The following is a 20,567-nucleotide window of genomic DNA, read 5'->3' as shown; positions in this document are numbered from 1 at the left end:
CGACGATCCAGGCCGCCGGCGCCAGCGCGGCGACGATCAGCGCCAGCGGCGCGGCCGCCGCCAGCAGCAGCGTGGCCCGCGCCGTGGGATAGGCGACGGGCCAGCGGCGCCAGGCCACCGCTTCGCTCAACGCGGCGCCTCGGTTCCCTGGACCAGATCGGCGACGATCGCCTCGACCTGCCGGCCCTCGATCTCGGCGGCGGGGCTGAGCAACATGCGGTGCCGCAGCACGGCGATGGCCAGCGCCTTGACGTCGTCGGGGATCACGTAATCGCGCCCGTCGAGCGCGGCACGGGCGCGGGCGGCGCCGGCCAGCAACACGGCGGCGCGCGGGCTGGCGCCGGCCACCAGATCGGCGCTGTCGCGCGTGGCGCGCACCAGCCGCACCACGTAATCGACGATCGTGTCGGCCAGCGTTACCTGTCCGATGGCGGCGGTGGCGGCGCGCAGCACCGCCGCGTCGGCGACCGCCGTCACACCCAGATCGGCGGGCTTCGCCGACCGCGCGCCCTCGCCATAGCGGGTGACGATGCGCGCCTCTTCCTCGAACGAGGGATAGGGCACCAGCACCTTGAACAGGAACCGGTCGAGCTGCGCTTCGGGCAGGGGATAGACGCCCTGGCTCTCGATCGGGTTCTGGGTGGCGACCACCATGAACCGGTCTGACAGCGGGTGGACCTCCCCGTCCAGCGTGACGCGCCGTTCCTGCATCGCTTCGAGCAGCGCGGCCTGGGTCTTGGGCGGGGTGCGGTTGATTTCGTCGGCCAGCAGCAGCTCGTGGAAGATCGGCCCCCGCGTAAGCGTGAACTGGCTGGTCTGGAAGTTGAACAGGTTGGACCCGAGGATATCGCCCGGCATCAGGTCCGGCGTGAACTGGATGCGCCCGAAATCGAGGCCCAGCGCGGTGGCGAAGCTTTGTGCCAGAAACGTCTTGGCCGTGCCCGGCGGGCCTTCGAGCAGCACGTGACCGCCCGCGAACAGCGCGATCAGCAGATGATCGACGATCCCGTCCTGCCCGATCACGGCCTTGGCCACTTCCCCGCGGATGGCCAGCGCCAGCGCGCGCACCTGCTCCAGCGTCATCGTCTCCTGTCCCTCGGTCACGTCAAATCCTTCTCGATCTGCTGGAGCGCGGCGGCGCGGCGCGCCACCTCGTGCGGTTTGCGCGTGGCGCGCAGCTTGTTCGCCAGTTCGGAAAACGGCGGTCCGGAAAGGCCGCGCCGTTCCTGCGCGCGGTCTATCATCGCTTCGGCTTCGGCGCCGCCGTGCCCGCGCGGCAGGCCCAGCGCCGCGATCAGCCGGTCGCGCACCGCATCGGCATAAGGCCCGGTGACGAGATGGACCCGTCCGGCGCGGCGGATCAGGCCGGCGGCGTTTTCCACCAGTGCGGTCTTGCCCAGCGCGATGGCGCGGCCCTGCTGGCGGGCGGGGCCGAACCGGCAGAACGAACGCCAGCCCACCGCCACCATGGCGAGCAGCAGGCAGATCGTGGCCGCCAGGAACGGCGGCTCGAACGCCAGCGACAACAGGTTGCGGCTGGCGCCAAGGCCGTTGAGCGTGAGGTCGAACGTGACCGGCTGAGTCGTTCCGTCGGCGGCGGCCAGCACCAGTTCGCGCGCCATCAGCGCGGTGCCGCGATCCGCCAGTCCCCAGTTGTCGAGCAGGTCCGGCTCGAACACGAAGATCACGGGGTAAAGCCCGTCGTCGTCCCCGCCGATATCGTGATCGATCCCCGCGAAATCGTTGAGCGCGGGATAGTAGCCGTCATCGTCGAGGAAGGCGGCCAGGATGCGGCCGTCGCCCGAACGGACAAGCGGGATCAGCGCCTTGCCTTCGCCCGACAGCACCCGCCGATCGTCCGGCAGCCGCCCCGCGCGGCCGATTGCGCGCCAGCCCCCTGCGGGCGCGTCGCGATGGCTGGTCAGGCGCACGGCGATATCGTCGTGAAATCCGTTCCATCGCGGCGCTTCGGTGCCGACAAGCTCGGTCCAGCCGCGTGGCACCTTGTTCTTACGCTGCTGGTCGACCGGTGCGGCGACCCATTTGGGCGTGACGACCAGCGTCGGCCCGATCATGCGCCGTTCGTTGACGATCTTGGCGATATCCTCGCCCTTGGCCTCGGCCGGCGGGGTCAGCACCAGCAGCCCCACATCCCTGAGCGCGTCCTTGCGCCGCGCCCGCCGGATGTCGACGTCGTCCGCCTCCAGCATGGCGACCAGCCCGGCAAAGCCGTTCAGGCCGCGTCCGCTGGCGTGGCCTCCGCCGTTGTTGGCATTGCCCCCGCCATTGCCGAGAAACCATAACAGCGCGACGAAGGCGATCGCGCCGACGGCGACGAGCCCCAGCACCGTGCGCGGGCGGAAGGGGGATTCGTTCATCCCTGCGCGCTTTTCAGATCAGCCAGGGCGAAACGCGCATAGGCCTCGCGCGCGCGGCTCCAGTCCTCGGCGCTCAATCCGCGCAGCGCGAACAGGCTGCGCTCCACCTCGCGCGCGATCACGCCGAACGCCTGCTTGGCCGACCCGGGCAGCGCCGCGATCGCGCCGATCTCGCGCGAAGTGGTGGAGGGCGCCAGCCATTCCGGGCGCGCGGCGGCGATATGGTGGACGCTGCGCTGGAGCAGTAGGTGCGCCGCTTCGCCATAGCGGCCTTCGGCGGCCAGCCGGTCGGCCTCTTCCAGCAGGGCGATGGCGGCGGCGCGATCGGGCGTCCATTCGGTTTCGGCCGCCGCTTCGCGCGGGCGCCGGTCCCGCCACAGGGGCCACAGCAGGCTCCACGCGATCCACAGCGCGCCGGCCCCGATCAGCACCAGCAGAACCGTCTCGAACACACCGAAGCCGAGGCCCAACCACCGCTCCAGCCACTGGCTGAGCGGCTTGAGCAGTTCGGCGAGGAACCGCGCGATGGCCTCCAGCCAGGCTGGCGGCTGCGGCGGGACGACATGCTCTGGCGGGACCGGGGCGAACTGGATATCCTTGATATCGCGCATCGCGCGCCAGGCGTGTTCCCCCGCCTGTGCGCCCGCTTCCGCGCCTTGCTGTCCAGCGATTGGCCCCACCTTGGCAGTCACGAGGCCAGTGGTCGCACGCTCTTCCCGGAGCGGCAAGGGGGGATGGCACCGAAGCCGATGCGACGATGCCCGCGTGAAGCCGCCGTTCCGCTCAGCCGCGCTGGCGCTGCAAGGGATAGGTGCCGAGCATCCGGACGTGCTTGGCGAAGAAGCCCAGTTCCTCCAGTGCCCGGTCCACGGCGGGATCGCCGGGCGTTCCCACGATGTCGCAGAAGAACTCCGTGGCGGCGAAGCTCGCGCCGCGCTGGTAGCTTTCCAGCTTGGTCATGTTGACGCCGTTGGTCGCGAAGCCGCCCAGCGCCTTGTAGAGCGCGGCGGGGATGTTGCGCACCTCGAACACGAAGGTGGTGATCGCCGGGCCGGCAATACGCGCGGGATCGATCGGCTCGCGCGCCAGCACCACGAAGCGCGTGGTGTTGTCGTGCGCGTCCTCGACGTTGTCCTCGATCACCTTCAGGCCATAAAGTTCGGCGGCGATGCGCGGCGCGATGGCGGCCACGGACGGATCGCCGAGTTCGGCGACATAGGCCGCGGCGCCGGCGGTATCGGCATAGGACAGCGGCACGATGCCCCGCGCGCGCAGGAAATGGCGCGACTGGCCCAGCGCCTGCGGGTGGCTGTAGGCGCCGGTGAACGGGCCATCGCCGGTGGCCATCAGCGCCGCGTGGATCGGCAGGAAGTATTCGCCCACGATCGACAACCCGCTTTCGGGCAGCAGGAAGTGGATGTCGGCGACGCGGCCGTGCTGCGAATTCTCGATCGGGATGATCGCCCGGCCGGCGCGTCCGTCCTTCACCGCATCGAGCGCGTCCTCGAACGAAAAGCACGGCAGCGGCAGGCAGCCGGGCAGCGCGTCCATCGCCGCGCGGTGCGAATTGGCGCCCGGCGCGCCCTGAAACGCCACGGCGCGCGCGGGTTCGCGGGCGGCGGCGGCGGCCATCGATTCGACCAGGGCGAGCGCGGGAGCGGGGTAGCTTTGCATGATGCGCCGGCGATTAGGCCGCGACCGGCCACGCGGCAACCCACAATTCGGCCATCGCCGGGGCACGAATCCCCCGCGAACCGGGGGCGATCGGGCATCGTTGTTCGCATTCTTTGCGGCGTCATCGGCGCAATCGCTCTTGCGTGCGCGCGGAGGCCTGACTAGAGCGGCCAAAATTGCGCTGGGGGCCGGCAATGGGGTCGGCGGGCGCCAAGTGGGGCAGGGAATGGACGACCGTTTCAATACCATCGCCGGTTGGACCTTGTTCGGCGGGATCGTGGCACTGGGGCTTTCCAGCCTTTCCAGCCACTATTTCATGGCTGACAAGCACCATGCCCCCGAAAAGGCGGGTTACGCCATCGAAGGCGTGGAAGCCGAAGGCGGCGCCGGTGCGGCGGCGCTCGAACCGATCGCCAACCGTCTGGCCAAGGCGGATGCCGCCAAGGGCGAGGCGATCTTCGCCAAGTGCAAGGCCTGCCACACCATCGATCAGGGCGCGGCCAACGGCATCGGCCCGAATCTCTATGAAATCGTGGGCGATGCCATGGCATCGGGCCGTGGCGGCTTCGCCTTCTCCGATGCGCTCAAGGCCAAGGGCGGCAAGTGGGATTTCGCCAGCCTCGACGAATGGTTGACCAACCCCAAGAAGTTCGCGGACGGCACCAAGATGACCTTCGCCGGCATCGCCAATCCGCAGGACCGCGCCGACGTGATCCTCTATCTCAACACCAAGGGCTCCAACCTGCCGCTGCCCGCGCCCGAGGCGGTTCCGGCCGCCGGCGCCGCGCCGGCCGCCGCAGCCGTGGTGGGCGATGCCGCCAAGGGCGAGAAGATCTTCGCCAAGTGCAAGGCCTGCCACACCATCGACCAGGGCGGCGCCAACGGCATCGGCCCCAACCTGTTCGGCATTGCCGGTGAGAAGGTCGCTGGCGACCGTGGCGGCTTCGCTTTCTCCGACGCGCTCAAGGCCAAGGGTGGCAACTGGGACGACGCGACGCTCGACGCCTGGCTGTCTGGCCCGGCCAAGTTTGCCGCCGGCACCAAGATGACCTTCGCCGGCCTGCCCAGCGCGCAGGACCGGGCCGACGTGATCGCCTATCTCAAGACCAAGAAGTAAGCCGCCTTTCCGCAAGGCAGCGTGCAAAAGGGGGCGTCCGGCCGGTCCGGATGCCCCTTTTTCGTGGCCTTTGCGGGCAGGCGACATCCCATACTTGCAAATTATGCAACCCAGCCCTCGTCCTTCGCACTTGCGAAAGAACCGGTCCGACGGCACATAGGACGGGCCTTTCAGGCATCCTCTCCCAAACTTCCAAAGGCCGGCTCTGCCGGCCTTTTTTTTGGCCGGCTTTTTTTGGTCTGCGCCCTTTCCCGGTTCTTTTTCGGGGCGAAACGGCACGGGAGGTTTGCAACGCCCGGCCCACCGATTTAATCATTCAATTAAACCCGCCCCGCGCCACGGAGAGGTGCCGATGAAACCCGTGCTCTATCACTGCGCCGATGCGCGCTCGTTCCGCGTGCTGTGGATGCTGGAGGAACTGGAGCTGGACTATGAGCTGAAGCTTCTGCCGTTTCCGCCGCGCCTGCTGGAGCCGGGATTTCTCGAGATCAACCCGCTGGGGACCATCCCGTTCTATCAGGAGGGCGCGGTGCGGATGACCGAATCGCCGGCGATCGTGCAGTATCTGGCCGCGCGCCACGGCGGCGGACGGCTGGAGATCGGCCGTGATGAGCCCGGCTTCGGCGATTATCTCAACGCGCTGTCCTATGGCGAGGCGACGCTGACCTTCCCGCAAACGCTGGTGCTGCGCTATTCGCGGCTGGAGCCGGCCGAACGGCGGGTGCCGCAAGTGGCGGAGGACTATGCCCGCTGGTACCGGGCGCGGCTGCGCGGGCTGGCGGCGCTGCTCGAACAGCGTGACTATGTGGCGGGAGGCCGGTTCACCGCCGCCGACATTTCGGTGGGCTATGCGCTCCTGCTGGCACGCACGCTGCGGCTCGACCGCGATTATCCGCCGCAGATCGCCGCGTACTGGGAGCGGCTGGAACAGCGCGACGGCTATCGCCGCGCACGGGCAGCACAAGGCACCGATGGAGATTTCGCGGCATGACCACCCTGCTTGAAAACATTCGCGTGATCGACCTGACCACGGTGGTGTTCGGCCCCTATGCCACGCAGATGCTGGCGGACATGGGCGCGGACGTGATCAAGGTCGAACCGCCCGAAGGTGATCAGATGCGGCAGGCGGGGCGGCCGAAGCAGGGGCGCGGCATGGGGCCGGTGCACATGACGCTGAACCGGGGCAAGCGCTCGATCGCGCTCGACCTGAAGCAGCCGGCCGATGCGGAGGTCATGCGCGGCCTGCTCGCCGATGCCGATGTGTTCGTTCACAACGTGCGCGGTGCCGGCATCGCCCGCCTGGGGTTCGACTACGAATCGGTCAGGGCCATCCGCCCCGACATCATCTATGTCCATTGCGTGGGCTTCGGATCGGACGGCCCCTATGCCGGCCTGCAGGCCTATGACGACGTGATCCAGGCCGCGACCGGCACCACCACGCTGCTGCCGCGCGCCGATGGCGATGCCCGGCCCCGTTTCGTGCCCTCGCTGATCGCCGACAAGGTTTCGGGCCTCTATGGCACCCAGGCCGTGCTGGCGGCGCTGTTCCACCGCCAGCGCACCGGCGAGGGGCAGCTGGTCGAAGTGCCGATGTTCGAATGCTTCGCGCAGTTCATGCTGCAGGAGCACCTCTATGGCGAGGTCCATGACGATCCGGTGCAACCCGCCGGCTATCCGCGCCAGGTCGATCCCCATCGCCAGCCCTTTCCCACGCGCGACGGCTGGGTCAGCATCGTCCCCTATACCGCGCACACGATCGCCCGCGTGTTCGAGGTTCTGGAAGCGACCGAGGTGTTCGACGACCCGCGCTTCGCCACCGATCTCGATCGGCTGCGCAATGTCAGCCTGCTTTATGCCGAGATCGCCCGGCGCACGCCCGCCCGCACCAGCGCGGAATGGGTCCGGATCCTGAACGCGGCGGGCGTTCCCTGCATGGAAGTGCGCGATCTGCAGGATATCCGCCGCGATCCGCACCTGGCCGCGGTGGATTTCTTCCACCATCGCGACCATCCGACCGAAGGCGGCTATGTGGAAATGCGCCTGCCCATCCGTTTCGCCGCCATGCCGGCACGAGACCTCGCGCATCCGCCCGCCATCGACGAACACGGCCCCGCCCTGCGCGCCGAAGCGCAACGCCGCCACAAGCGCTGATCACGCGCCGGGGCGGGCTATCTGACGGGGCTGGTTCGGGGGCGGGGTGCGGCAACGGCGCACCAAACGAGCAACGCCGCAATCGCGCTAGCCATTGCACAAAGCTATGATTTCATAGGGGGAGTTTGGATGCCCGACGAGGATTCGAACCTCGATTGACGGAGTCAGAGTCCGTAGTCTTACCATTAGACGATCGGGCAATGGAGCGGCGCACTTAGAGGGGGGCTGGCGGCAAGTCAAGCGGCCTTGCGCGCCGTTCCGCGCGATGCGGGCGCGGCGGTCTTGCCGGGCGTCCCTCGTGCCGTTACCATGGCCGTCAAGTACCCGCCACGCATCACGCAGGCGGGAAAACATAAGCGAATTGAAACATGGCGGAGATCAATCCGCCGGCCCCGGGGCAGGGGGCGCGTTCCGGCAGCAAGAAGCGGCAACGACCTCCGCCGCACGCTCTGGCCGGTTCCTCGTCTCCGCAACCGAAAGCCGCCGGCGTTCCACAGGGTGCCTTGCGCCCGCCCGAGACACCAGCCTTGCCGGAGGAATCGGCGCAGCAGGCGCGGCCGCTGTGGAACCGGCCCATGCCCTTTCACCGCCAGGCCTATGCGGCGATCGACCTCGGCACCAACAATTGCCGGTTGCTGATCGCGCGGCCTTCGGGCGATCATTTCGTGGTGATCGACGCGTTCAGCCGCGTGGTGCGGCTGGGCGAAGGGCTGGCGCAGTCCGGCCGCCTTTCCGACGCGGCGATGGACCGCGCGCTGGGCGCGCTGCACATCTGCGCCGAAAAGCTGCGCAAGCGCAATGTTCACCTGGCCCGCTCGGTGGCGACCGAGGCGTGCCGGCGCGCCACCAACGGCGCGGAATTCATCGAGCGCGTGCACAGCGAAACCGGCATCCGGCTGAACATCATCACCGCGCAGGAAGAGGCGCGGCTGGCGGTGCTGGGCTGCCACATCCTGCTGGAACACGGCGACGGTCCGGCGATGATCTTCGACATCGGCGGCGGATCGACCGAGATGGTGCTGGTCGATACCGGCGAACCGGTGCCGCGCATCCTCGACTGGCAGAGCGTGCCCTGGGGCGTCGTTTCGCTGACCGAAAGCATCGGCCCGATTTCCGATGAGCCGGCGGCGCGCGCCGCCGCTTTCGCGGAGATGCGGCGGCGCGTGGACGAAGGCTTCGCCGCCTTTGCCGAACGCGTGGCGGGCGAGCGCAAGGCGGCGCTGGAGCGCGGTGCGATCCGCCTGCTCGGCACCAGCGGCACGGTAACCACGCTGGCCAGCCTGCATCTGAAGCTGCCGCAATATGACCGGCGCGCGGTGGACGGGCTGATCGTGCCGGTGGAATCGATGCGCGGAATCAGCCGCCGGCTGTCCTCGCTCAGCCCCACCGAGCGCATCGCGGTGCCGTGCATCGGGCGCGAGCGCTCCGACCTGGTGGTGGCCGGCTGCGCGATCCTGGAATCGATTTTCGACATCTGGCCGGCGGAGCGGCTGGGCATTGCCGATCGCGGCATCCGCGAAGGCATCCTGCGCAGCCTGATGGCGACGGGCGGCGAAGCCGAGCGCAGCCGCGAGGCGCTGCGCGCGATCCGCCGGAAAGCGGGCGCGCAAATGACCGGTGACCAGATAACAGGCGACCAGATAACAGGAGATAGGCCATGAGCCGGTCTGGACGCGATCCGGGCGAAAGACTGCGCACGGCCAAGAAGCGCACCGCCTCTTCGGCGCGCTGGCTGTCGCGCCAGATCAACGACCCCTATGTGAAGCAGGCCAAGGCCGATGGCTATCGCAGCCGCGCCGCCTACAAGCTGGCCGAACTCGATACCAAATTCGGCCTGCTGCGGGGCGTGCGCCGCGTGGTGGACCTGGGCATCGCGCCGGGCGGGTGGAGCCAGATCGTGCGGCAGAAGGCGCCGGCGGCGAAGATCGTCGGGATCGACCTGCTGCCAACCGTTCCGATCGACGGCGTGACCATCTTCCAGATGGATTTCATGGCCGACGAGGCGCCGGCGGCGCTCGAAGGCGCGCTCGATGGCGAACCGGACCTGGTATTGTCGGACATGGCGGCCAACACCGTGGGGCACAAGCAGACCGACCACCTGCGCACGATGGGGCTGGTCGAGACGGCGGTCGATTTCGCCGTCGCCACGCTGGCGCCGGGCGGGGCGTTCGTGGCCAAGGTCTTCGCCGGGGGTACGGACACGCAACTGCTGGGCCTGCTCAAGCGCAATTTCACCACGGTAAAGCACGCCAAGCCGCCCGCGAGTCGCAAGGATTCCTCGGAATGGTACGTGATCGCCCAAGGCTTCAAGGGCCGTGTGCGCACGGAGCCGGCGGACGAGGAAGAAACGTGAGGCCCCGGGGCCGCTAACCGTCCCAGACGCGGGCGTAGAGTTCCGCCATCTCGGCCGCATCGGGCACGCGCGGGTTGTTGGCGGGTGATCCCGAGGCGATCGCCTGTTCGCACATCGTCGGGATCAGGCCCTGCCAGCGGGCGGCGTCGATGCCCCAGGCGGCTGGCCCCGGCACGCCGAGATCGCGGTTGAGCGCGCCCAGTTGCTCCAGCAGCCGCGCCACCGCGCCCTGATCGCCCTCGCGCGCGTCGGCCACGCCCATGGCGCGGGCGCATTCGGCATAGCGCGCCAGCGCGGCGGGGGCGGACCACGCCGTCACCGTGGGCAGCAGCATGGCGTTGGAAAGGCCGTGCGGCACATGGAAATGCGCGCCGATCGGCCGGCTCATGCCGTGTACGAGCGCGACCGAGGCGTTGGTGAAGGCGATGCCCGCCTGCGTCGCGCCCAGCATCAGCGCCTCGCGCGCTTCGCGGTCATCGGGATCGTCGCAGGCGCGGCGCAGGTTGGGCGCGATCGCGCGCATCGCCAGCAGCGCCATGCCATCGGTGAACGGGCTGGCGCGCTTCGACACATAGGCCTCGATCGCGTGAGTCAGCGAATCGATCCCGGTATCGGCGGTCAGCCGGCGCGGCTTGGTAAAGGTCAGTTCGTAATCGACCAGCGCCGCCACCGGCAGGTAGGCAAGGCCGGGGCACATCATCTTCTCGTCGGTCCGCTCGTCGGTGATCACGGTGACGCGCGTCGCTTCCGATCCGGTGCCGGCGGTGGTCGGGATGGCGATCACGGGCAGGCCCGGTTCGTCCTGGACGTGGGGGGCCTTGTAGTCCGCCATGCTCCCGCCGTGGCGCGCGAGCATGGCGATGGCTTTCGCGCTGTCGAGCGGGCTGCCCCCGCCGAAGCCGACCACGCAATCGTGATCGCCTTCGCGCAGGAAGGCGAGGCCGGCCTCAATCGAGGCGACGGTCGGATCGGGAACGGTACCGTCGAAGACGCGGCTGGCGATGCCGGCAGCTTTCAGGCTGCCTTGCAGCGTTTCCACGCGGCCCTGTCCGACCAGGAAGGCATCCGTCACGATCAGCGGGCGGGACAGGCCCAGCGTGGCCAGCACATCGGGCAACTGGCGCGATGCGCCGCCGCCGATGCGCAGGATGCGGGGGAGCGCGATGCTGGCAATGCTCATAAAATCCTCTCCATGCCGGCGTTTTCATGGGCCGGGCTTTCGCCGGATCTAGCCTGTGGCGCGGGGCCGGCGCAATCACACTACGTATGCATGGAAAGCCGGAAGTCCCGTCGCGCGCTTCAGCGTGGCAGGTAGCCGCGCGCCAGGTTGGTGACGAGATACTCGGCAAGGTCCGCCGGCGCGTGCTCGCCATCGGGATCGTGCCAGCGCGCGGGCCAGTTGAGCGCGCCCGCGATGGTGAAGGCCAGCAGCTTGGGATCGGTCGGCGCCAGCGAGCCGTCGGCGATCGCCTCGCCGATCAGTTCGCGCAGGGCGTTGTCGATCCGGCGCTTGAGCGCGCGGAACTGCTGCTGGCTTTCACTCGCCAGCGCCTCGTCGCCGGTGCGGATCACGCAGCGGCCGAAATCGTCCATGTTGATCTGGGCATAGCGGCGCAGGAACCATGCCAGCCGGTCCGCGCCCGTGCCCGCTTCCTGGCGCGCCTCCGCCGCCGCCTCGATGATCTGGCCCAGCCCGCGCGATACGCATTCGAGCAGCACCTGATCCTTGTTGCCAAGGTAGTGGTAGATGGTCGGCTTGGAGATGCCGAGCCGCGCCGCCACGTCATCGAGCGAGGTCTGGTGGAATCCCTTCTCGTTGAACATCCGCACCGCCGCGCGCAGCACCGCGTCGCGCTTGGCGGCGCGATCGGCCTGGCGTTGTTCGGGGGTCTGGAAAGGCGAGGAAATGGGGGGCAAGGCGGGGTCCGGTCTGTCGCCCCCCGTGTTGACAAGAAACGCACGGGAATGCAAGTTACTCATCAGTAGATAACCAACCGGTGAGTTTCATGATTCTGACGGAAACCCAGGCCGCCGTGCGCGACATGGTGCGTGATTTCGCGCAGGAGCAGATCCGGCCGAACGCGGCGGCCTATGAAGCGGCCGGCGGCTATCCGCCGGACCTGTTCGCCGCGCTCGCCGAGATGGGGCTGACCGGCATGACCGCGCCCGAAGAGATTGGCGGGGCCGGGCTCGATTACGTGTCCTATGCCGCCGCGCTGATCGAGATCGCGGCGGCCGATGGCGCGCTGTCGACGATCCTGTCGATCCAGAACAGCCTGATCGTGTCCGCGCTGCTGCGCTATGGCACGCCGGCGCAGCAGGCGCGTTTCCTGCCGGATCTGGTGGGCGGCAAGGCGATCGGCGCCTTCGCGCTGACCGAGGCGGATGCGGGTTCCGACGCATCGGCCATCCGCACCCGCGCCCGCAAGGTGGAGGGCGGCTATGTGCTGGACGGGGCGAAGCAGTTCATCTCGTCCGGCCGCATCGCCAGCCTGGCGATCGTGTTCGCGGTGACCGATCCCGATGCCGGCAAGCGCGGCCTCTCGGCCTTCCTCGTGCCGACCGACAGTGCCGGCTACGTGGTGGACAAGGTGGAGCACAAGCTGGGCCAGCGCGCGTCCGACACCTGCGCCATCCGCTTCGACAACCTGTTCGTGCCCGATGACCTGATGCTGGGCGAGGCCGGCGCGGGCTATGCGATCGCGCTGTCCAACCTGGAAGCGGGCCGCATCGGCATCGCCGCGCAATGCATCGGCATGGCGCAGGCGGCGCTCGAAATCGCGGTTGACTATGCCAAGGAGCGCAAGAGCTTCGGCCAGCCGATCATCCAGCACCAGGCGGTGGGCTTCCGTCTCGCCGATCTGGCCGCCCGGCTGGAAGCGGCGCGCCAGCTCGTGCTCCATGCGGCGGCGGTCAAGGATGCCGGCGCGGAGACGGGTCAATCCTGCCTCAAAGAAGCCTCGATGGCCAAGCTCGTCGCCTCCGAAACGGCCGAGGCGGTCGTGTCCGGCGCGTTGCAGACGCTGGGCGGCTACGGCTATCTCGAGGAATTTGGCATCGCGCGGATCTACCGCGATGTGCGCGTGTGCCAGATCTACGAAGGCACGTCGGATATCCAGCGCATGGTCATCGCCCGCGCGCTGTAAGGCTTGCAAAACATCCCCGAAGGAGCAGGAAGCATGGAAATCAAGGGAGTGGCCGCCATCGTCACCGGCGGCGCATCGGGTCTGGGCGGTGCCACGGCGGCGCGGCTGGCGAAGGCCGGCGCGAAGGTGGCGATCTTCGATCTCAACGCCGACTTGGGCGCCCGCCACGCGGCCGAAATCGGCGCGGCATTTTTCCCCGTCAACGTGACCGACGAAGCGGCGGTCGAGAACGCGATCCTCGAAGCCGAGGCGGTCAACGGCAAGGCGCGCATCTGCGTCAACTGCGCCGGCATCGGCCCGCCCGCCAAGGTGATCGGCCGTGATGGCAAGGCGCTGCCGCTCGCCGATTTCGCAAAGATCATCCAGATCAACCTGATCGGCAGCTTCAACGTGCTGTCGAAGTTCGCCGCGCGCATCCACGATGCCGAAACGGTGGGGCCGGAAGAGCGCGGCGTGATCGTCAACACCGCCTCGGTCGCCGCGTTCGACGGGCAGATCGGGCAGGCCGCCTATTCCGCCTCCAAGGGCGGCATCGTCGGCATGACGCTGCCGATCGCGCGCGAACTCGCCCGCAGCGGCATCCGCGTGATGACGATCGCCCCGGGCATCTTCTGGACGCCGCTGCTGGCCTCGCTGCCGCAGGACGCGCAGGATTCGCTGGGCAAGCAGGTGCCGTTCCCGAACCGGCTTGGCCAGCCCGACGAATACGCGCAGATGGTGGAAAGCATCGTTACCAACCCGATGCTGAACGGCGAGACCATCCGCCTGGACGGCGCGATCCGCATGGCGCCACGCTAAAGCCAAACACGGGGTGAGGATACGATGACGATCAGCCGCGAAGCGCTCGACATGGCGGCGAAGGTGGAAGCCTTCGTCCGCGAAACCGTGGTTCCCTATGAACAGGACCCGCGCCGCGACCATCACGGCGCGCCGACCGACGAGCTGGTCATGGAACTGCGCGAAAAGGCGCGCGCGGCGGGCGTCCTCACCCCCCACATCCGCCCCGATGGCAGCCACTTCAACCAGCGCGAAACCGCCGTGATCCTGATCGCGTCGGGCCTTTCGCCGCTGGGGATGCTGGCCTGCAACACCCAGGCGCCCGACGAGGGGAACATGTACCTGCTGGGCCATGTCGGCAGCGCCGATCTCAAGGCGCGCTTCCTGGCGCCGCTGGTCGAAGGGCGCGTGCGTTCGGCCTTCTTCATGACAGAACCGTCCGACGAAGGCGGTGCCGGGTCCGATCCCTCGATGATGCAGACCACGTGCCGGCGCGACGGCAACCATTGGGTGGTGAACGGGCGCAAGGCGTTCATCACCGGTGCCGAAGGCGCGAAAGTGGGCATCGTCATGGCGAAGTCGGTCGATCCGGATTCGCAGGGCGGCGCGTGCATGTTCCTGGTCGACCTGCCCGATCCCGCGATCCGCATCGATCACGTGCCCAACACCATCGACAGCTCGATGCCGGGCGGCCATGCCACGGTCACCATCGATAACTTGCGCATCCCCGCCGACCAGATGCTGGGCGATGCCGGCGAAGGCTTCAAGTATGCTCAGGTGCGCCTCAGCCCGGCGCGCCTGTCGCACTGCATGCGCTGGCTGGGCGGGTGCATCCGTGCCAACGAGATCGCGGTGGACTATGCCAACCGGCGCATGGCCTTCGGCAAGCAGCTGATCGATCACGAAGGCGTGGGCTTCATGCTGGCCGAGAACATGATCGATCTGAAGCAGGCCGAACTGATGATCGACTGGTGCGCCGCGGTGCTCGATACCGGCTCGCTCGGCACGGTCGAAAGCTCGATGGCCAAGGTCGCGGTGTCCGAGGCGCTGATGCGCATCGCCGACCGTTGCGTGCAGGTGATGGGCGGCACCGGCGTTACCGACAAGACCATCGTCGAGCAGGTCTTCCGCGAAGTGCGCGCCTTCCGCATCTATGACGGCCCGACCGAGGTCCACAAGTGGAGCCTGGCCAAGAAGGTCAAGCGCGACTGGCGGCACGGCCATGGCGGCTGAAGTTCCTGACGGGAGCGCCGGGGCCAACGCCGGTGGGGCCAATGCGGGCGCGGGCGAGGTTCGCGTCGCGTTCGACGAAGCCGCGCTGGCGCGGTGGATGGCGGCGCATGTCGCGGGCTTCGCCGGGCCGCTGGAGGTGGCGCAGTTCAACGGCGGCCAGTCGAACCCCACCTATCGCCTGACCACGCCGGGCGCGCGCTATGTGCTGCGTCGCAAGCCGCCGGGGCCGCTGCTGAAAGGCGCGCACGACGTGCTGCGCGAGGCGCGCGTGCTGACCGCACTGGGGCCGACGCCGGTGCCCGTGCCGCCGGTGCTGGGCGTGAGCGAGGACGATGGCGTGATCGGCAGCGCGTTCTACGTCATGGCGATGGTCGATGGCCGCATCTTCTGGGATGCGCGTTTTCCCGACGTGCCGCAGGGCGAGCGCGCCGCCTACTACGATGCCATGAACGCCACGATCGCCGCGCTGCACGCGGTCGATCCCGTGGCGGTGGGCCTGGGCGACTTTGGCCGGCCCGGCAATTTCTTCGAACGGCAGATCGGGCGCTGGACGAAGCAGTATCTTGAGGACGAGCTGGCCGGCCGCAACGCGGACATGGACGCGCTGGTCGCCTGGCTGCCCGCGCACATTCCGCCGGGCGACGAAAGCCGTGTGACCCACGGCGATTTCCGCTGCGACAACATGATCTTCCATCCCACCGAACCGCGCGTGGTCGCGGTGCTCGACTGGGAACTGTCGACGCTGGGCAATCCGCTGTCCGACTTCGCCTATCACGCCACGATGTACCGGATGCCGCCGGACATCGTCGCCGGGCTGGGCGGGGCCGATCCCGTGCCGCTGGGCCTGCCAACCGAGGCGGATTACATCGCCGCCTATTGCCACCGCACCGGACGCGCGGGGATTCCGGACTGGGATTTCTATATCGCGTTCAATTTCTTCCGGCTCGCCGCGATCTTTCACGGCATCAAGGGCCGCGTGCTGCGCGGCACCGCCAACAGCGCCCACGCGCGGGAACGGGCGGAAGCCTTCCCCCGGCTGGCGGCACTGGCGCGCGAAGCGATGGAGGCCTGCGCATGAACCCCGTCCTGCTCACCCGTGATGGCGGTGTCGCCACGATCACGCTCAACCGGCCCGATCAGGGCAACGCCATCGACATGGATCTGGCGCGCGCGCTGGGCGCGGCGGCGCGCGACTGCGCGGGCGATCCGGCGGTGCGCTGCGTGGTGCTGGCGGGCAACGGCCGCCTGTTCTGCGCGGGCGGGGACATCGCCTCTTTCGCCGCCGCCGGCGATCGCGCGGGCGCTTTCCTGCACGAACTGGCGAGCGCGCTGCACGAGGCGGTGCTGGTGCTGGCGCGGATGGACAAGCCCCTGTTGACGCTGGTTCACGGCCCGGCGGCGGGCGCGGGCCTCAGCCTGGCGCTGCTGGGCGATGTGGTGCTGGCGGGCGAAGCCGCGCATTTCACCGCGGCCTATTCCGGCATCGGCCTGACCCCCGATGGGGGCATGAGCTGGCTGCTGCCGCGCGTGGCGGGCCTGCGCGTGGCGCAGGAGATGATTCTCACCAACCGCCGCGTCGGCGCGGAAGAGGCAGCGCGGCTGGGGTTGGTGACGCGTGTGGTGCCCGATGCCGATCTCGCAGCGGAAGGGCAGGCGATGGCGGTACGGCTGGCCGCTGCGCCGGTGCGGGCGCTGGGCGCCGCCCGCGCGCTGCTGCTGGACAGTTCGACGCGCGATCTTGCCGCGCATCTGGCGGTGGAGGCGGATTCGATCGCGGCGGCGGGCTCCGGCGCGGAAGGCCGAGAAGGCGTTGCGGCGTTCCTCGAACGCCGCAAGCCGGATTTCACGCGCGCTTCGTAGACGCGGATGGCCTTGCCTTGAAGCGTCATTGCGAGGGGCGCAGCCCCGCGGCAATCCAGGGCCGCACGCGGGACTCTGGATTGCTTCGCGTGCCGCTCGCAATGACGAGAAGTGGGCACGATCAGGTCATCGTGCCCCAGGGCAAGGAACAGGCGCCTCTCCCGCTGGCGGGAGAGGCGCGATAGCGTGCTTCAGAACACCACGACCGAGCGGATCGACTTGCCCGCGTGCATCAGGTCGAACGCGGTGTTGATCTCTTCCAGGCCCATGACGTGCGTGATCATCGGGTCGATCTCGATCTTGCCGGTCATGTACATGTCGACGATCTTGGGCACGTCGGTACGGCCCTTGGCCCCGCCGAACGCGGTGCCGCGCCAGTTGCGGCCCGTCACCAGCTGGAACGGGCGGGTGCTGATTTCCTTGCCCGCCTCGGCCACGCCGATGATGATGCTGGTGCCCCAGCCGCGATGGCAGGCTTCCAGCGCGGTCCGCATCACCTCGGTGTTGCCGGTGGCGTCGAAAGTATAGTCGGCGCCGCCGTCGGTCAGTTCGACCACCTTGGCGACGGTTTCCTCGCGGCTCAGGCCCTTGCTGTTGAGGAAGTCGGTCATGCCGAACTTGCGGCCCCATTCCTCGCGATCGGGGTTGATGTCCACGCCCACGATCTTGCCCGCGCCCGCCAGTCGCGCGCCCTGGATGACGTTGAGGCCGATGCCGCCGAGGCCGAAGACCACGACGTTGTCCCCCACCTGGACCTTGGCGGTGTTGACCACGGCGCCGACGCCGGTCGTCACGCCGCAGCCGATGTAGCAGGCGGACTGGAACGGCGCGTCCTCGCGGATCTTCGCCACCGCGATCTCGGGCAGGACGGTGAAGTTCGAGAAGGTGGAGCAGCCCATGTAGTGAAACACGGTCTGGCCCTTGTAGGAAAAGCGGCTGGTGCCGTCGGGCATCAGGCCCTGGCCCTGCGTGGCGCGGATCGCGGTGCACAGGTTGGTCTTGCCCGAAAGGCACGACTTACACTGGCGGCATTCGGGGGTGTAGAGCGGGATCACGTGATCGCCCGGCTTCACGCTGGTCACGCCGGGGCCGACCTCGCGCACGATGCCGGCGCCTTCGTGGCCCAGCACGCTGGGGAAGATGCCCTCGCTGTCGAAGCCGTCGAGCGTGTAGGCATCGGTGTGGCACACGCCGGTCGCCATGATCTCGACCAGCACCTCGCCCGCCTTGGGGCCTTCGAGGTCCAGTTCCACAATCTCGAGCGGCTGCTTGGGCGCAAAGGCAACGGCGGCGCGGGTCTTCATGAGGGCATCCTCCAGGAAATGGGACGGCCGCCCTTAACATTGGACCAGCCGTGCGATAAATACGTGGTTCTGGTTTATTCTGTTGCTAGCATGGGATAATCGATTGTCCAAGTGGGACGGCTTCGAAGAGATCGTCGCGATTGCCGATTCCGGCAGTTTCGTGGCGGCGGCCAGGCGCCTGGGGGCGTCCACCTCGCACGTCAGCCGGGCGGTGGCGCGGCTGGAGGCGAAAGTGGGCGCGCGCCTGTTCGACCGCACCACGCGCACCGTCACGCTGACGCCGGTGGGCCGCGCCTTCGTGGAGCAGGGCCGCCGGCTGGTCGAAGAACGCGACGAGGCGCTGCAATACCTGACCCGGCAGGGCGAGATGCAGGGCGAAATCCGCATCACCTGCTCGATCTCGATGGGCGAACGCTTCGTCGCGCCGGTGGTCACCGAGTTCCTGGAGCGCCATCCCGGCATCACCGCGACCGTGGAACTGACCAACCGTGTGGTCGATCTGATCGCGGAAGGCTTCGACATCGGCATCCGCACCGGCCATCCGGCGGATAACCGGCTGGCGGCGCGGCAGATCGCCAGCCGCTCGTCCGACCTCTGTGCCGCGCCGGCCTATGTCGCGCGCAAGGGCGCGCCGGCGCGCTGGCAGGATCTCGAAGCGCACGACTGCCTGATCGGCACCAACGCCACCTGGCATTTCGTGGAGAATGGCCGGCGGCTGACGTTCGTGCCCACCGGCCGGCTGCATTGCAACAGCGGCGCGGCGGTGGTGGAGGCGGCGGTGGCGGGCATGGGCGTGTGCCAGCTGCCCGCGTTCTACGTGCGCGATCATATCGCCGCCGGGCGGCTCGTCACGCTGCTCGACCGCTACCGCGACGCGCCCGAGCCGGTCTGGGCGGTCTATCCGCAACGCCGCCAGCTGGTGCCCAAGGTCAAGGGCATGATCGACCTGCTGGAAGACCGGCTGGGGCGCGTCATTCCCTGATCGTCATTCCCTTACGTCATTCTCTGGCCGGCGCCGCTTTCGGGGGCAGGTGCGCCAGATAGGCGAGGATCGCGGGCACGTCCTCCTCCGGCACCGGCGCGTGATAGACGTCGCGCATTTTGTGGACCACGCCGGCCCAGGCTTCGGGCGAGAGCGCGGGTTGGGTCAGCGTCATGCTGGCCGAATGGCAGGCGGTGCAATCGGCGTTGATCGTATCCGCTTTCGGCCCGCCATCCGGGCTGTCCGGAAAGAACGGTTCCTCCACCGGCAGCTCGATGGCGCTGGAGGTCAGCGTGAAGCCGTTGGCGGTGATGCGCGCGGGCTCCGGCTCCGGCTTGCGCGCGCCGGCGGCGGACACGGCAAGCGTGGCGGAGGCGAGCGCGGCGAGAAGCGCGAACGTGGGCAGGCGGCGCATCATGCGGTCACCATGATCGTGGTCGTTTCGACATTGGCGCGCATGAAGCCGCCGGGGTTCCAGATCGGCTGTAGCGGCTGGGTTTCGCCCTTGTCGCTGGTGCAGCGGGCCATGAGCGCAACCATGCCCGGCGCGCTGACCGGCACCCGCGCATCCCAGCGGCGGAAGCCGTACTTGCCCTTGTCCGGCCCCAATGTGGCGGGGAGCCAGGTCTTGCCCCCATCGGCCGAGACATCGACGCGGGCGACGCCGCAATCGCCGCCCATGGCGATGCCGCCTACCGCGATCGTCGGCGCCCACGGCACTCTCTGCCCTTCGGCCAGGCTGGTGATCCAGCTGCGCGCGACCATGCGGTTGATCGGCGTGGTCGGGAAGCCGGAACTGCCGGGGGCGACATTGGCGCCGGGCGTGTCCGGAATCTTGTAGGCCTTGGCCATCCAGTACCCGGTATCGGGCGCGGCCAGCACCTCGATGTCGTTGAGCATCTTGACCCAGTAGGTCGAATACCAGCCCGGCACCACCAGCCGCAGCGGAAAGCCGTTGAGCAGCGGCAGCTGTTCGCCGTTCATGGCGAAGGCGATCATCACTTCACCATCGCGCGCGTGGTCGAGGTCAAGCGATTTGGAGAAATCCGGGGCTTCGGGCACCAGCGGCTGGTCCATGGCGCCGAAGCGCACCGCCACCGCGCCGGGGCGCACGCCGGCGAGATCGAGCACGTCGCGCAGGCGGACGCCGGTCCACAGCGCGTTGCCCATGGCCCCGTGCGCCCATTGCGCGCCGGGCACGCGCGGTTGGAACAGCCCGCGCGAATTGCCCGAACACTGGTTGATCGCGGCGATCTCGAAGCGCGGCAGGCGCAGGATGTCCGCCAGCGTCAGCGAAAGCGGTTTCGCCACTTCGCCGCGCACGGCAAGGCGGAAGGCGTTGACGTCCACCGTCGTGGGAATGTCCGCCCAGTGCCAGCGCACGAAGAACCGGTCGTTGGGGGTGAACACATCGCCATCGAATACCGAGAGCGGGGTTTCGAGCAGCGGCGGCCGCATCCGCTGCAGGATCATCGGCCCCTTGCCGGGGAACGCCGTGGTCATCGGCCGCGTGGACGGGCCGCCCGGCAGGTGGAGGTCGATCGCGCCGTCGGCCGCGAACGCCGGGGCGGCCAGCGCGCCCGCGCCCAGCG

The 20,567-nt window shown here is 68.7% G+C and carries 20 protein-coding genes and 1 tRNA gene; 11 read left to right on the top strand and 10 right to left on the bottom strand.

Annotation, left to right across the window (positions count from 1 at the left end; all coding sequences use genetic code 11):
- Nucleotides 1–126: 126 nt before the first annotated feature.
- The 4 genes from EH199_RS21655 to EH199_RS21640 all read right to left on the bottom strand — a co-directional run bounded on the left by EH199_RS21655 (nucleotide 127) and on the right by EH199_RS21640 (nucleotide 4,052).
- Nucleotides 127–1,083 (bottom strand): MoxR family ATPase, encoded by a 957-nt coding sequence (locus EH199_RS21655; RefSeq protein ID WP_124811181.1) that lies wholly within the window; start codon nucleotides 1,081–1,083, stop codon nucleotides 127–129.
- A gap of 17 nt (nucleotides 1,084–1,100) precedes the next feature.
- Nucleotides 1,101–2,378 (bottom strand): DUF4350 domain-containing protein, encoded by a 1,278-nt coding sequence (locus EH199_RS21650; RefSeq protein ID WP_124811178.1) that lies wholly within the window; start codon nucleotides 2,376–2,378, stop codon nucleotides 1,101–1,103.
- Nucleotides 2,375–3,070: a hypothetical protein gene (locus tag EH199_RS21645; protein ID WP_223806844.1), complete on the bottom strand. Its 696-nt coding sequence runs from the start codon at nucleotides 3,068–3,070 to the stop codon at nucleotides 2,375–2,377. Before EH199_RS21645 ends, EH199_RS21650 begins: the two co-directional genes overlap by 4 nt.
- 91 nt (nucleotides 3,071–3,161) lie before the next feature.
- The gene (locus EH199_RS21640; protein ID WP_124811177.1) at nucleotides 3,162–4,052 is read right to left on the bottom strand and encodes a prephenate dehydratase; all 891 of its coding nucleotides are present in this window, start codon (nucleotides 4,050–4,052) and stop codon (nucleotides 3,162–3,164) included.
- A 226-nt stretch (nucleotides 4,053–4,278) separates the two neighbouring features.
- Between EH199_RS21640 and EH199_RS21635 the strand changes: the two genes are divergently transcribed.
- From EH199_RS21635 to EH199_RS21625, 3 genes are all read left to right on the top strand, one after another.
- Nucleotides 4,279–5,169 carry a cytochrome c family protein gene (locus tag EH199_RS21635; protein ID WP_124811176.1) on the top strand — a complete coding sequence of 297 codons (891 nt, stop codon included), beginning with the start codon at nucleotides 4,279–4,281 and terminating at the stop codon, nucleotides 5,167–5,169.
- A gap of 352 nt (nucleotides 5,170–5,521) precedes the next feature.
- Nucleotides 5,522–6,160 (top strand): glutathione S-transferase family protein, encoded by a 639-nt coding sequence (locus tag EH199_RS21630; protein WP_124811175.1) that lies wholly within the window; start codon nucleotides 5,522–5,524, stop codon nucleotides 6,158–6,160.
- The gene (locus EH199_RS21625) at nucleotides 6,157–7,320 is read left to right on the top strand and encodes a CaiB/BaiF CoA-transferase family protein (protein ID WP_124811174.1); all 1,164 of its coding nucleotides are present in this window, start codon (nucleotides 6,157–6,159) and stop codon (nucleotides 7,318–7,320) included. The genes EH199_RS21630 and EH199_RS21625 overlap by 4 nt, the downstream gene beginning before the upstream one ends.
- Before the next feature lie 126 nt (nucleotides 7,321–7,446).
- Here the strand turns inward: EH199_RS21625 and EH199_RS21620 are convergent.
- Nucleotides 7,447–7,520, bottom strand: a tRNA-Gln gene (locus EH199_RS21620).
- A 168-nt stretch (nucleotides 7,521–7,688) separates the two neighbouring features.
- On the opposite strand from EH199_RS21620, the gene EH199_RS21615 reads away from it, so the two are divergent.
- Nucleotides 7,689–8,981, top strand: coding sequence for a Ppx/GppA phosphatase family protein (locus tag EH199_RS21615; protein WP_124811173.1), 1,293 nt, complete (start codon nucleotides 7,689–7,691; stop codon nucleotides 8,979–8,981).
- On the top strand, nucleotides 8,978–9,673 hold the full coding sequence (locus EH199_RS21610) for an RlmE family RNA methyltransferase (RefSeq protein ID WP_124811172.1): 696 nt from the start codon (nucleotides 8,978–8,980) through the stop codon (nucleotides 9,671–9,673). The genes EH199_RS21615 and EH199_RS21610 overlap by 4 nt, the downstream gene beginning before the upstream one ends.
- A 13-nt stretch (nucleotides 9,674–9,686) precedes the next feature.
- Here the strand turns inward: EH199_RS21610 and EH199_RS21605 are convergent, their stop codons facing one another.
- Together EH199_RS21605 and EH199_RS21600 are read right to left on the bottom strand one after the other, a co-directional pair.
- Nucleotides 9,687–10,853 (bottom strand): iron-containing alcohol dehydrogenase, encoded by a 1,167-nt coding sequence (locus EH199_RS21605; protein WP_124811171.1) that lies wholly within the window; start codon nucleotides 10,851–10,853, stop codon nucleotides 9,687–9,689.
- A 119-nt stretch (nucleotides 10,854–10,972) separates the two neighbouring features.
- Nucleotides 10,973–11,590 carry a TetR/AcrR family transcriptional regulator gene (locus tag EH199_RS21600; RefSeq protein WP_223806843.1) on the bottom strand — a complete coding sequence of 206 codons (618 nt, stop codon included), beginning with the start codon at nucleotides 11,588–11,590 and terminating at the stop codon, nucleotides 10,973–10,975.
- A gap of 89 nt (nucleotides 11,591–11,679) precedes the next feature.
- Here EH199_RS21600 and EH199_RS21595 point away from each other — a divergent pair, with 89 nt between their 5' ends.
- The 5 genes from EH199_RS21595 to EH199_RS21575 are packed head-to-tail and all read left to right on the top strand — an operon-like array spanning nucleotide 11,680 to nucleotide 16,689.
- Nucleotides 11,680–12,819: an acyl-CoA dehydrogenase family protein gene (locus tag EH199_RS21595; protein ID WP_124811169.1), complete on the top strand. Its 1,140-nt coding sequence runs from the start codon at nucleotides 11,680–11,682 to the stop codon at nucleotides 12,817–12,819.
- A gap of 33 nt (nucleotides 12,820–12,852) precedes the next feature.
- Nucleotides 12,853–13,617, top strand: a complete 765-nt coding sequence (locus tag EH199_RS21590; protein WP_124811168.1) for an SDR family NAD(P)-dependent oxidoreductase — start codon at nucleotides 12,853–12,855, stop codon at nucleotides 13,615–13,617.
- A gap of 24 nt (nucleotides 13,618–13,641) precedes the next feature.
- Nucleotides 13,642–14,829 (top strand): acyl-CoA dehydrogenase family protein, encoded by a 1,188-nt coding sequence (locus tag EH199_RS21585; protein WP_124811167.1) that lies wholly within the window; start codon nucleotides 13,642–13,644, stop codon nucleotides 14,827–14,829.
- A complete protein-coding gene (locus tag EH199_RS21580) occupies nucleotides 14,819–15,907 on the top strand; it encodes a phosphotransferase (RefSeq protein WP_124811166.1) in 1,089 nt (362 codons plus the stop codon). The genes EH199_RS21585 and EH199_RS21580 overlap by 11 nt, the downstream gene beginning before the upstream one ends.
- The gene (locus tag EH199_RS21575) at nucleotides 15,904–16,689 is read left to right on the top strand and encodes an enoyl-CoA hydratase/isomerase family protein (protein WP_124811165.1); all 786 of its coding nucleotides are present in this window, start codon (nucleotides 15,904–15,906) and stop codon (nucleotides 16,687–16,689) included. The genes EH199_RS21580 and EH199_RS21575 overlap by 4 nt, the downstream gene beginning before the upstream one ends.
- Nucleotides 16,690–16,880: 191 nt before the next feature.
- On the opposite strand, the gene EH199_RS21570 is transcribed toward EH199_RS21575, so the two are convergent.
- Nucleotides 16,881–17,993, bottom strand: a complete 1,113-nt coding sequence (locus EH199_RS21570; RefSeq protein ID WP_124811164.1) for an S-(hydroxymethyl)glutathione dehydrogenase/class III alcohol dehydrogenase — start codon at nucleotides 17,991–17,993, stop codon at nucleotides 16,881–16,883.
- A gap of 103 nt (nucleotides 17,994–18,096) precedes the next feature.
- Here EH199_RS21570 and EH199_RS21565 point away from each other — a divergent pair, with 103 nt between their 5' ends.
- Nucleotides 18,097–18,975 carry a LysR family transcriptional regulator gene (locus EH199_RS21565; RefSeq protein ID WP_124811163.1) on the top strand — a complete coding sequence of 293 codons (879 nt, stop codon included), beginning with the start codon at nucleotides 18,097–18,099 and terminating at the stop codon, nucleotides 18,973–18,975.
- 16 nt (nucleotides 18,976–18,991) lie between these two features.
- Here the strand turns inward: EH199_RS21565 and EH199_RS21560 are convergent, their stop codons facing one another.
- Complete coding sequence (locus tag EH199_RS21560) at nucleotides 18,992–19,393, bottom strand: cytochrome c (protein ID WP_223806842.1); 402 nt, start codon at nucleotides 19,391–19,393, stop codon at nucleotides 18,992–18,994.
- Nucleotides 19,390–20,565, bottom strand: a complete 1,176-nt coding sequence (locus EH199_RS21555) for a molybdopterin-dependent oxidoreductase (protein WP_124811162.1) — start codon at nucleotides 20,563–20,565, stop codon at nucleotides 19,390–19,392. Before EH199_RS21555 ends, EH199_RS21560 begins: the two co-directional genes overlap by 4 nt.
- Between the last annotated feature and the right edge of the window lie 2 nt (nucleotides 20,566–20,567).

Source organism: Novosphingobium sp. LASN5T, from assembly GCF_003856955.1.
GTDB lineage: Bacteria > Pseudomonadota > Alphaproteobacteria > Sphingomonadales > Sphingomonadaceae > Novosphingobium.
This window is presented reverse-complemented; position numbering and strand designations above follow the sequence as displayed.